The following is a 12,932-nucleotide window of genomic DNA, read 5'->3' on the forward strand; positions in this document are numbered from 1 at the left end:
CATTTGATTGGTTAAAGCGTTAGGTTTACTCCGAAAGTATAGAAACGATAGAAAGGGAAACGTTGACTAACGGTATGTACATTGTTGTTATCACTATCTCCCTCTGTATTAACCGTTCGCGGTGCTTCCGGGTCCCATCCATCACGGATTTTGCTAATCTCCCAAAGATCATTTCCCGAGAAATAAACCCGCAAACGTTCAATACCAATTTTTCTCGTTATGATTTGCGGAATAGTATATCCAATCACTAAATTTTTCAGACGTAAATATGCGCCGTTCTCGCGCACAAAGTCTGACGGAAAATAATTGTAATTATTAATGTTTCCGGTTGTAGATATACGAGGATATGCTGCATCAGTACGCTCGGGGGTCCACCATTTATTGTAAAAAGCCTCATTCTGTGCTTGGTAGACAACTGCGCCTGGAATACGCCAGTTACCGGTTCTAAGAATCGCGCGCTTACCTACCCCTTGAAAGATAAAGCTCATATCAAAACCTTTCCAATCGAAGCCCCCGTTTATGGCAAAAGAATAACGGGGATCATCCGTCCCTAAAAAGACCGCGTCGTCAGGAAATGTGATCTTACCGTCTCCATTCACGTCTTTAAACATATTATCGCCCAACTGCAGTCCGTTATTTCTACCCGTGCCTTGTGGAATTACATTGGAGCCGTTTTTATAAGCAGCGATATAAGCCTCCAATTGTTCTCGCGTTTGAATACGACCGTCGTACACTAATCCAAAGTAAGAGTTGATAGGATACCCTTCTACGCTGCTATTAAAACCCTGGTTACTTGATTGAATCAATGTTTGTCCACCAAAATTGACAAGCTCATTTTTGGCATCTGAAATATTACCACCGATATGGTAGTTTACATTTCCTATTTTATCGCGCCAGTTAAGACTTAACTCCCAACCTTTTGTTTTCAGTTCACCATTATTTCCTTGAGGAGCCGTTGCACCCAACACTGCCGGAAAGGTACGCGCCAAGAGCATATTCTTATTCCGTTTGACGAAATAATCAACACTACCCGTCAATCGATTATTGGCGAAAGCAAAGTCGAGCCCTATATTAGTTGTTTGCAATTCCTCCCAAGTTCGGTCAAAGGCCACCAAATTTTGAGGCGACACCCGAACGGCGGGACTGTTACCTAGAATAGGGAAGCCGCTCGACGCCGGGCCAGTCGAGTAGTCCAATCGCAAATATTCATAATAATCATATAAACCAATACCACTTTGGTTACCAACAGTGCCCCAAGAAGCGCGAAGCTTCAGATCGCTCACCAATTCAACATCTTTCAAAAATGCCTCTTCTTTCAAACGCCAACCACCTGAAATACCGCCGAATAATTTCCATCGGTCTTGCGCTCGGAATCTGGAGGAACCGTCATAGCGACCATTCACTTCCAATAAATAACGTCCTTTATAATTATAGTTCACGCGACTGAAATAGCCGGCTAATGCATTATGCCCTTGGGTCTCTGAAACTGATTTTGTCGTAGGATCGCCAAAACTATTACTTAATGACGGAGGAACGCCGTCCAGTACATCCAATGTTCTCCCCAAGAAGCGATTGAAATCATTCCTTTCGTATTGCGTTCCAGCCATCAATTTAAAATCGTGATCCGTACCGAATACCTTTTGATATTGCAAATAGATATTTCCTGTATAGTAATTTTCGCGACGTGCCCCTCTTTGATAAAAATTTTGGTTAGCTCCGGTGGACGTCAAATAAATGGGCGGAGCCGTTTCGAGGTAGTCATAATAACCTACCAGGTTTTCTTGTACTCGATTATCGCGATTGTAGAAATAATAACCGACGGCCGCATTTGCACTTAAATGTTCGTTCAATTGATAAGACAAATTGAAATTGGTATTAATCCGCGTATGGAACTCTTTATTCTCTCCCCCGTATTGTGCAATATTATTAACCGCCACATTGCCAATGCCCGAACCCCAGATATACGGTTTGCCATTAATAGTGGTTGTGGGCATACCTGGTTGAATACCATTATTCAACAGACCTCCTAAACCGCTAGGTTGCACAATATCATTCCGTTCCAATGATAGATTGCTTTGCAATTTAAATTTATCCGTAATTTGGTAATCATGGGATAAGCGTAAATTATAGCGTTTATTGCTGTTGTCCCCATACTGCAATAAACTTCCATCATTTAAGTACCCCAAAGAAATACGATATCCTGTCTTTTCTCCTTTACCGCTGATACTCAACTGATGTTCGTGACTGCTAGCGGTGCCCCAAAGTATATCCTGCATGGTACCATCAAAAAACATAAAATCGCGCACATCGGTAAAACCGGTAAATCCTTGATCTAAATATTCCTGTCTTGTTAGATAGTTCAATCCATTTTGCTTTGCATACATAGATGCTCGCGCTAAGTTGATCCATAAATCTTCGGCACCAAAACCATCCGATAAACGCGCCTCTTCGATCATGGGCCCCCACCCGTTTATATCTACCAGCTGAGGAAGCAATCCTACACGCTTGAGCGACAAGGAGCCATTGTAGTTAATAGTGGGTTTGCCATCTAACGCCCGCTTAGTGGTAATCAACACAACCCCACCCGCCGCACGAGCACCATAAATCGAAGCTGCCGCTGCGTCCTTTAAAAAAGAAATATTTTCTATATCATTTGGATTCAACGAGTTAAGTGCACTAACCCCTGGAACCGGAACACCGTCAATGATGACCAATGCTTCTGTACCATTGATAGAAGTAGCGCCTCGCATTTGGAAATTCCAACTCTCGCGGCCTGGTTGGGCCGAACTCCGTGTGACTGTTACACCTGCTACCTGACCTTGCAAAGCCGCTAAAGGATTTGAGATGGGTCCTCTATCCTGAAAGGTTTCTTTACCTATTGTGCCAACGGCTCCGGTCAGTGTCGTACGCTTTTGTGTACCGTAGCCCACAACAATCACTTCATCCAGAGCCTGTTGATCAGCTGTTAGAGAAATGGTTAAAGCTTCATGAGCGTTTACTACTATTTCTCTTGTGATATAACCGGTATACGAGATTTGCAAAACAGTGCCGTCGCCTCCCTTTAAGCTAAAACTTCCGTTTACGTCGGTTGCAGTACCTTGCAACGTCCCTTTTATTTTCACTGAAACACCAGGTAACGGCTCATTGGTATTGGCGTCAATTACCTTTCCAACTAATTTTCCTTGGGTAGCTCCCATTGTTTGCTGATTTTGGGCAACTGCTTGGGTTAAGCACCATGTGAAAAGGAATAATACACACCAATGCTTTCTTTTTTTTAATTCGATTAAATAGTTCATATATTTTTTGGTTGGTTAGTCTCTTAACACTTGTCCATGCTCGCTTAATGCGTCAAAACTATAAAGCCTAAACCGATTCAGGAAATGAGAACCCGGTAGGAGTTGTAGATAGTAATACATATTAAAAACAAGATAAAAAGCTGACTTTAATACACTTATATCTTTTAAAAAATCCGTATGCAGGGTAATTAAACTGAGAAGATTGTTAAATATCCTTAGTAATTCATTTGCATATTATTTGTAATGCGAAGCCCTAAACGTCCATAACCTGATGTTTCTCTAGGTAGGCTTTGGGCGTCATACCTGTGGCAGCTTTAAAGGCCTCATGAAAGGAGGTGTAATTTCTAAATCCACTGCTGTAGCATACCTGCTTTACAGACAACTGATCGCTCAACAATAACTTACATGCATAGCCTATCCGAACGTCCTGCAAAAAACGACTATAAGTTTTACCCGTAGTGACTTTAAAATACCTACAAAAAGAACTGGGTGCCAAATCGGCTACTTGTGCCACCTTTTCTAAATTTAGGTTCTCTTGAAAATTAGTTAAGATATAATGGTAGATATTATTGAGTCGATCAGTTTCCACTTTATTGCCCGTATATTGGAACCCCCTCGATGATAAAGTGTTTAATCCTTTGCATTCGGTCATTTTCCGCAGGCAATCCAATAAATCCAATATTTTCCGAAAACCGTCCGCATCGCATATTCTCTCTACATTCCCAAATAACGTTTTTGTTTCCAATCCACTAATTAAAACGCCTCTTTCTGCCTTCAATAGCAGTGATTTAATTGCTTTTGCCTCGGGCAAATTCAACCAAGTCTGCCCTAAAAAATCACGTCTAAAATGTAGCGTCGTCGTAAAGGGTGTATTATCACCTAGCAAACGGATTGAGTGGTCGTAACGCCAATGATGGGGTAAATTCGACCCAATCAACACAAGATCCCCCGCAAGAAATGTACGAATATGGTCCCCTATAAAAAGCGTACCCGTACCCTTATGAAAACAAACCAGTTCTAACTCTTCATGGCAATGCCATCGATCATTTAGATTAGGTGTCATGACTCTCCGTACGTTAAGCGAGCTGGTTGCTTTTTTGGGTATTATAATTTGCTGTGCATTCATTTCTTTCTATGGTTAGCTTCCGGGTTAGCGTTCAGATGAAGGCGATCTGCCGATCTGTTTTGCGAAATTGATTTATCTACCCCGTTAAAAGGGGGACAAATCCGTAAAAATGGTGGCTATTTTCGATTCATTTTCCTGGCTTTCGAGCCTCCTATATCGGTTCAGGAAAAATCGGGGTGAAAAGGCATCGCTTCATAAAGGAAATAATTCTGTCTTTATATTGAAAAAATTTTACTTTTATGGTTCTAACGCCGGAAACCCTAAAATGGAATAAAACGCATAAGCAACCTAATGAAAGCGCTACTTTTAATATTTTATTCATTATATTGTTTTACAACGCTTTATGCCCAAAAATCAGGAAATATCAGCTATGTGGATATTGAACGCGGTTTATCTAACAACCAAGTAAGGAGCATAACCCAAGACCATCGCGGTTTTATGTGGTTTGCCACCAAAGATGGCCTCAATCGTTACAACGGGTACACGTTTGATGTTTTTAGAAAGCAGGTGGATAACTCCTCGTCGCTGTCTCATAATATTTTAACAGCGGTTACCAATGACAGGCAACATCGTTTATGGGCAGCGACCCGACAAGGCGTTTGTATCTACAATGATACTACCAATACATTTATGCCTGTAGATCACCTCCCTTATCACGGCCAACATGCTAAACCTTTACAAGAGGTAATACGTACAGTACAAACAGATAAAGTCGGTAATATGTTGATTGCATCTGAAGGATTGGGATTATTATATTGCCAAAGTGGGCATACAGCAAGGCAAATTCCGTTAATTATAGACGGTAAAAAAAATCTCACTTACGGTGTCCCCTGCCTTACCATCGCGCCTAACGGAACTGTCTGGGTTTTTGTTCAAAAAATTGGCCTGTGTGTACTGCGTTACGACAAGATGTGCCTGGAACTGATCAACGAGGAAATTAAACTCGCTGTTAGCATGGAAGCCGATGGCCAATATCTCTACATTGGCAGCTACCGAGGTTTGTTAAAATTTGATATCAAACAACAAAAATTAGAAAAAGTATTTTTAGATAAGTTTGATCAAGGCGTGCTGACGGTCAACTGTCTCACATGGCGCACAGCCGATGAACTCTGGATCGGAACAGCCGAAGCTGGTATTTTTATATATCATGCTAAACAAAAAGAGGCTCAAGCCTTTTTATCATCTGATCAAAAGAATTTGTCGAGCTATGGTTATATCTACTCCATTTATGTCGACTATGATGCTCGAGTTTGGATTGGAACATCCATCAGTGGTGTGCTCATTATGGACCCTAACAAAAAAAAATTCCGTACCCTCACACCGGGCCAACTCGGAACAACTAAATCCAGTCAGTTAGCGATCTCTTCATTTATGGAAGATGGCGATCATAATCTGTATGTCGGCACTGAAAATGATGGATTGTACATATGGCATCCGAACAAAGGCTTTTACCATCATTTTCTTCATGACGAAAACAAAGCCACCTCTTTATCTAGTAATTCTGTCACTTCCATACTCCAAGACAATGAAAACGCCGTTTGGATAGGCACTTTCAATGCCGGAATCAACCGATACCATTCGGCAAACGGTACTTTTGAACGATTTCGTTGTATCAATCCGAGTACAGGTATTGAGAATAAAGTTATTCGACGTCTTTATAAGGACAGGCACGGTAACTTTTGGGCAACCACTTTAAGGCAGGGAACACTTACAGGAGGCCTATATCGATTTAATTATCAATCTGATAGCTTTCAACTTTTCGATGATCGCTTGAGCGATTTTTTTTCCTTTACAGAAGACAGACAAGGCACACTATGGGGTGGAAACCTTACCGAATTAGTAAAAATCGACACCGCAGCAAAAAATCATCGGTTTTTCCCTATTCATTACACGGTTACCAGCATTTACGAGGATAGGGGTGGTCATTTTTGGGTTGGTACCGAAGGTGGAGGGCTCTTCCTTTTCGATCGGGAGCGCTTCCAAATTACTAAACGGTATACCACAGAAAACGGGCTCAGCAACAACGCGGTGCTTTCCATTTTAGAGGACGAGCAAAGTAACTTATGGATGAGCACGTATAATGGCTTAATGAAATTTGATCCAAAGCGAGAGCAGTTTCTTTACTATTATCAAAGCGATGGACTCCAAAGCAATCAATTCCAATTGTGCGCGGCTGACCGTTTAGCCTCCGGAGCCTTTGTCTTTGGCGGCATAAAGGGCTTCAATCTATTTATGCCAGCTGAAATAACAACTGCTCAAACAAGCCCGGCACTTCACTTCACGCAAGTGGCGGTGGATGGAAAAGTGTTCCCCTTCATGAATACGCCTATTGTTTTGCCTTATAACCAAGCTGCGTTAAGCTTCCAATTTGCCGCCTTGGAATATTCAGCACCGGATAAGATACAGTATGCATATTATATGGAAGGTTGGGATAAAACCTGGAATTATGCCGGTAATAACCGGATCATTAATTACAATCGAATGGCAGAAGGCTCTTACGTCTTACATATACGTTGCACAAACAGCGAGGGCATTTGGATGGATAGTAATACACGTCTGGCAATTACCATACTTCCACCTTGGTATCGAAGCTGGTGGGCCTATTTGTTATATGCAGTAACCGCAGCTGCACTGCTATCCGGATATCTCTTGTACCGAACCAGGCAGACGCGTTTGCAATATGAAGTAAAAGTATCAAAGCTGGACGCATTGCGTAAAAAGGCTGAATACGATGCAGAAGTGGTACGGCACGAAAAGGATTTGATCGCTTTTGAACAAGAACGCTTGATCAATGAAAAAGAGAAAGAACTGAATGAAAAACGCATCTCCTTTTTCACCAACATCTCTCATGAGTTCCGTACCCCGCTCACACTAATTATCAATCCGATTAAAGAATTGTTGAATCGGATCAGCGAAAAGGAGGTGCGCAACGAATTGGATATTATGTACCGAAGTGCGCGTCGTATGTTAAATTTGGTTGATCAGCTCCTTCTTTTCAGGAAAGTGGAAGCGGGTTATGAGCAATTAAACAACTCTTACTTCAATTTCCATGACTTATGTGAAGAAGTATACCTCTATTTTATACAGCAAGCGCAGACCAAACACATTATTTATGATTTTTTCTGCCCGAATAAGGAACTGTATCTCGTAGGCGATCGGGACAAGCTTGAAATGGTATTCTTCAACCTTATTTCAAACGCTTTAAAATATACCTCCGTTGGGGGTCGAGTCAGGCTAAATGTTGTTGAGATGGTACAGGAACTGATAATTGAAGTGTCTGATACAGGATGCGGCATTTCAGCTCAGGAAGGAGATAAACTATTTGAACGATTTTACCAAACCGATTACGGAAATAAAACCGGTAAATTAGGCTTTGGAATCGGGCTTTATCTTGCTAAACAATTTGTCGAATTGCATGGAGGAAGCTTGACTTATCAGAGTGCACTTGGTAATGGTACCACATTCAAGGTGGTACTTGTGAAACAGGATAGGCAGCCCTTTGAAGCCCCTCCTATCGCAGTCCATTCCGTTTCCTCGCTTCCGGATCATTCGCTCATATCAAACTCTTCGGAAGCAGTGGAGTTAGATTTGAATACAACGAATTTAAACCAAGAATTCATCAGTGATAAAAGAAGTTTGCTGGTGGTTGATGACGATGTGGATATTCGCAACTATATCAAAAATATCTTTAAGTCAATTTACACAGTTTATGAAGCCGAAGATGGCGAGGAGGGTTTGGCAATGGTTCGGAGGAAGCTGCCCGATCTTATTATTACAGATTATAAGATGGGTGAACTGGATGGCATTAGCTTTTGTCAACAGCTAAAAAATGACACAACCTTTTCCAATATCCCCGTAATTCTATTAACCGCCAATACAGGCAAGGATGTCCAATTAAAAAGCCTTGATAGTGGGGCTGACGATTTTCTTACTAAACCATTCGAAACAGATTATTTAGTTGCTCGTGTGGCCAACCTCTTGCAAAACCGAAACTATTTACAAAATTATTTTTATAATGAAATAACGCTGCAATTTAACACTGTAGTGATATCAGAGGAATACAAGAAATTTCTGGATCGTTGCATAGAAATCGTGGAACAACATTTAACCGACACCGACTTCGGCATACAGGCGCTTGCCGCTGAGATTGGCATGAGTCATTCTAATCTATACAAAAGAGTAAAATCCATTTCGGGGCAGTCGGTCAGCGCCTTTATCCGCTTTATCCGGTTACGTAAAGCGGCTCAATTACTTATCGACACGGATTGTAACGTTACAGAAGCGGCTTTCAGAACGGGCTTTAATGATCCCAAATATTTCAGTAAGCAATTCACCAAACTATTTCGATCGAGTCCGTCGGAATTTATTAGAAAACACAGGGTAACCTTTGCTAAGCATTTTAAAGTTCAGAAAAAAGAATAACGAGGTCGCTAATTAGCGTATAGATAATTCTATATTCACGGTAGTTCCCTCGTTTATTGCTGAATCAATCTCTAGATTTCCTTTCAAAAAGGACACTCTACTCTCCATATTGTTCAGACCGATACCTTTCTTAGTTTTCAATATACTTTTATCGAAACCCCTGCCATTATCTTCCATGGTAATGAAAAAGCGATTTTCATTTTGACTACATTGCAACACAATTTGGCTAGCCCTTCCATGACGTACAGCATTTGTCAATAACTCTTGTATTATCCTGTAAATACTCACTTGTACCTGTTCAGGTATATCCTTTTGTATAGCAAATGCCTGAAAACTTATGTAGGTTACCTCGTTTCTAAAGAAATCACAAAGATCTTCCAACGCGATCTCTAAACCAAATTTGATAAGCGCCATAGGCATCATATTATGGGCTATACGGCGCAATTCTGTCAGTGAACCATCAACCTGATTAATGATGCCGCCTAAATCCTCTACAATTACATTGGTTTCAGCTCTCGACTCCAAACCCGAAAGATTGATCTTTACATTGGCAAGCAAGCCGCCTAAACCATCATGCAAATCACGTGCTAAACGTCGACGTTCCTTCTCTTCTCCTTCTAATAAGGCTGAACTATACTCAAGCTGTCGTTGTTGTTCGGCTTCCTTTAATTGCTGTCGATAATTTAGTTCCTTTTGTTCCGACAACTTTTTATTATTCCGGTAATACCATAACGAGAAAAAGGAAGCTAACAATAATACCAGACTTAAAGCTCCTAATAGCCAGTTAAAGAGACGATTGTTACGGGCTTCCAGTACAGTTCGATCATTCTCCGCCTTCAATTCGCTGATTTTCTTTTCGTTCTCTGCATTTCTAAACTTGACTTCCAGTTCGTGTATATCATTTTTCAGTTTACTCGCATTCAAACTATCACTCAAAACACTATATTGCTTTAACCAGTTATAAGCAGAAGACATATCTTTCAACCTTACATTCGTTTCCGCCAATCCTTCATAAATTTGCAATCTATTTACGGCAAGTGACATCAATTCCTTTCGATTTAATAGCTGATGAAGTACTTCTTTTGCTCGTTGATAGTCTCCGTTTTCATAGTAGACATAAAATTTTTGGAACACCAAACTCTGCTCGTCATAGGTCATGTTTAGCTTTTTTGCTAATCCGATTCCTTTATCCAAACTTTTCAGCGCTTTAACAGGGGCTCTAACTACGGTAAAGTACATTCCTTCTATCATATAATAGCGCAGAAAATGTTCAGACTCGGGAAAAGGAGCGAGTAAAACACGTGCGCTATCCAGCATCGCTTTTGCCTTCGGGTACTTTTCCAGAAAAACATAATTTTCAGCATTAGTAACGTAGGCTTTCGCCAATAATCCAGGCTCAGCGTGTGCATCCTTTAATGTCTCAATCGCCTTCAAGCAGTATTTTTCAGATTTCTCCAGTTGCCGTTTATTTTTGAAAACAATCCCCATTGCCAGGTAATTATCACCAACCAGCGAATAGTCGCCGGACTTTTGGGCAAACGGAATGGCTTTATTTACTAAAATATCGGTGAAAGCCTTTTCGTCATCATCCAATTGTTTCCACAAACCAATCTTCCGCCAAATTTTTGATCGAAATAGATAAACATCCCGACCTGTATATTTGCGTAAAGCGTCGTCTGCTTTTAAATAAATGTCCTCACTTTTTTTCCTTTCTTCTTCAAAAGAACCTTCAAAATAATAACGTATTCCCTGTAGATAGGGGTAGTTACGGCTCAATTGCGTTCCTTGTTCAAGGTATCGCTTTGCTTTGATTGTATCCTTGGCGGACCAATATTCAGCTAAAAGAAAACTTGTTCGTGCTTTAACACTATCAGACGCGGTGCCTTTCAAAACCATATTTAAACTGTCCCTATATTTACTATGATCAAGTGGCACTTGTGCCAGACATACAGTTAGGTAGTTTAGAAAAAAGATTAAACAAAACAGGTTGCGAAGCATATCGGCAAATTAAATTCGATTACAATCGTTAAAAATATTTAAAATTTACCGAAAATGGAATTTCCTTAAAGTAAACTCCCGTTGGTGGATTCGCCTTTAACATAGAGATGAAGGAATAGCCTTGTTATTTTCAATTTTTAGATCATGCTTTTGGAAAGTCCTGAGCCATCCGCCACGTCCTGCAAGGTTCTCCGCTGATTCATCCTTAGTATCCTGATGCGGTCGCCCACAGCTAAAGATGTTAAAACATGCTCTTTAGGACTTTTATTTCGTTTTTCACTAAACATCCAATTATTAACAAGCGTAAAATAAAAAGTTAAGCTTATTTGATCAAACCATCTCCGTCATAAAATATTCTTCATCTACGCTATGCAGTAATGATTAAAAACAGCCTCACCAGTCCAGTTTAATAAGCGCTACCGCTTGTCGTTTTAACGACAAAGGCACAAGGGCTTTGCCCGCGTTTATATCTATTCTTTTTTCCAAAATGCACTTTAGTTTACCCGCTTGCTCAAGCGTTGAGATTTGCTGTTGACTTGGCTTTTGCGGTGAGCCCATTTTTTTCCAAACTTCGTAAGAATTACTATTCTCGTCGTCAATAAGATACAGATGGAGCGTGGCATCCTTAGCTGGTACATGCGCTAAAACTACATTCACAATTTCGGCAGGCCCCTGTTCATCGGCATCGTGATAATTCCAAACCATCACCGCTGCTGATTTTACATCTTTAGTAGCCAATGCGCCAATATCCGTTTTTGGTCCACGCACACTGGAATCAAGTACCGTTTCAAGTGGATACATTCGATTACTCTCTACTGATATACGATCGCCTTTCATCATACCAAACATTCTGAAAACATTCAGTACCGGTTTATCAACTCCATTGGTTGCCAAATCACGGAAGCCGTAGAACCAAGGTTGATTTTCAAATTCAAAAGACCAAGATACCGCGCCCAGAAAATTCACTTTTGCATCATCAGCTAACAAATACTTCCTTGCGAAGGAAGCGGCAGTATAGCTCGAATACATGGTGCCATTTCGGTAAGCATTTTCAGGGTTCGTTGCCATACCACATGCTGCACATCCTTCAGGATCTGATTCACCGATAATAAGCGGCAAATGTTTTGTTTCAGGATAAGAAGACGCTATGCGGAAACCCGCAGCAATATCACGCATCTGTGGCGACATGTTCATCACGACCTTCCCGTCTACCACCTTGGGTGAACCTTTAGCATGAAAAAGCAAGGCTTCCAAGGGTGATCCCTTTTTTCCCGTGGCGTAATTGGTACCGGAAATGCAGTGTTTTATAAAATTATTCATCCATTCCATAGCACCTTTACTCGAAGTGCCCGCGATATTAGGTCCTCCAATTTTAGCAGTTGGCAGTGCGCGTTTAACACCATCCGCCGCATAATCATAAAGCTTAAAGAACTCATCCTGACTAGCCATCCAATAATGGCCATTAGGTTCGTTCCATACCTCCCAATACCACGTTTCTACCTCCTCTTTTCCATATCGCTCCACGGCATGTTTTACCCATTGGTAAACCAGTTCTCGCCATTTATTGTAATCTTTCGGAGGATAGGCCCATCCAGTAATAATATCGGTATAAGGATCACCGGGCTTCCAACGATGTCGATAAGGTTTTGGATTATTTGATGATAAATCTTCGGGCATAAAACCTATTTGAGCCAAGGGTTTCATTCCTCTCTGAATATACGTATCAAAAATACTGTCAATAATTTTCCAATCATAAACAGGCTTCCCATTTGCATCTTCGGTATACGCATTCGTTGAGCCCCATTTTAAAGCAGCGGTTCCATCGCCACTTACCAATAAGCTGTGTGTACGGACATATACCGGAACCGGACTTAAATCAGCCAGTTCAGAAAGAAGCTTTTTGCCATCTTTCATATAAGTATAATTAGGTTCATCGTATCCAAACCAGGCCCATATCGGTTTCATCGGAGCTATCTTTTTTTGAAGATCTACTTTGATGAGGTTATTAGTAGTTGAAGTTTGCCGGGCTTTTGCATTTGTGGATACAATTGCAAAAAAAAACAAGAAGTAAATAGCTAAATGTGTTTCGC

5 protein-coding genes are annotated in these 12,932 nt (G+C 40.9%); 1 reads left to right on the forward strand and 4 read right to left on the reverse strand.

Features of this window, described 5'->3' with window-relative positions:
- Nucleotides 1-11 precede the first annotated feature (11 nt).
- Together QT327_RS01365 and QT327_RS01370 are read right to left on the reverse strand one after the other, a co-directional pair.
- A complete protein-coding gene (locus QT327_RS01365) occupies nucleotides 12-3,296 on the reverse strand; it encodes a SusC/RagA family TonB-linked outer membrane protein (RefSeq protein ID WP_289551732.1) in 3,285 nt (1,094 codons plus the stop codon).
- A gap of 253 nt (nucleotides 3,297-3,549) precedes the next feature.
- The gene (locus QT327_RS01370) at nucleotides 3,550-4,422 is read right to left on the reverse strand and encodes an AraC family transcriptional regulator (protein ID WP_289551733.1); all 873 of its coding nucleotides are present in this window, start codon (nucleotides 4,420-4,422) and stop codon (nucleotides 3,550-3,552) included.
- Between the two features lie 291 nt (nucleotides 4,423-4,713).
- On the opposite strand from QT327_RS01370, the gene QT327_RS01375 reads away from it, so the two are divergent.
- Nucleotides 4,714-8,844 (forward strand): hybrid sensor histidine kinase/response regulator, encoded by a 4,131-nt coding sequence (locus tag QT327_RS01375; protein ID WP_289551734.1) that lies wholly within the window; start codon nucleotides 4,714-4,716, stop codon nucleotides 8,842-8,844.
- A gap of 12 nt (nucleotides 8,845-8,856) precedes the next feature.
- On the opposite strand, the gene QT327_RS01380 is transcribed toward QT327_RS01375, so the two are convergent.
- Complete coding sequence (locus tag QT327_RS01380) at nucleotides 8,857-10,842, reverse strand: sensor histidine kinase (RefSeq protein WP_130855349.1); 1,986 nt, start codon at nucleotides 10,840-10,842, stop codon at nucleotides 8,857-8,859.
- 393 nt (nucleotides 10,843-11,235) lie between these two features.
- Nucleotides 11,236-12,906 carry a GH39 family glycosyl hydrolase gene (locus tag QT327_RS01385; protein WP_289551735.1) on the reverse strand — a complete coding sequence of 557 codons (1,671 nt, stop codon included), beginning with the start codon at nucleotides 12,904-12,906 and terminating at the stop codon, nucleotides 11,236-11,238.
- Nucleotides 12,907-12,932: the final 26 nt, after the last annotated feature.

Origin of the sequence: Olivibacter sp. 47, from assembly GCF_030372825.1 — a bacterium.
Classification (GTDB): domain Bacteria; phylum Bacteroidota; class Bacteroidia; order Sphingobacteriales; family Sphingobacteriaceae; genus Olivibacter; species Olivibacter oleidegradans.

What these genes read in the sequence shown, in the direction of transcription:
- QT327_RS01370 (WP_289551733.1), bottom strand. Translation starts at nt 4,422, where the DNA reads ATGAATGCACAGCAAATTATAATACCCAAAAAAGCAACCAGCTCGCTT.
- QT327_RS01365 (WP_289551732.1), bottom strand. Translation starts at nt 3,296, where the DNA reads ATGAACTATTTAATCGAATTAAAAAAAAGAAAGCATTGGTGTGTATTA.
- QT327_RS01375 (WP_289551734.1), top strand. Translation starts at nt 4,714, where the DNA reads ATGAAAGCGCTACTTTTAATATTTTATTCATTATATTGTTTTACAACG.
- QT327_RS01380 (WP_130855349.1), bottom strand. Translation starts at nt 10,842, where the DNA reads ATGCTTCGCAACCTGTTTTGTTTAATCTTTTTTCTAAACTACCTAACT.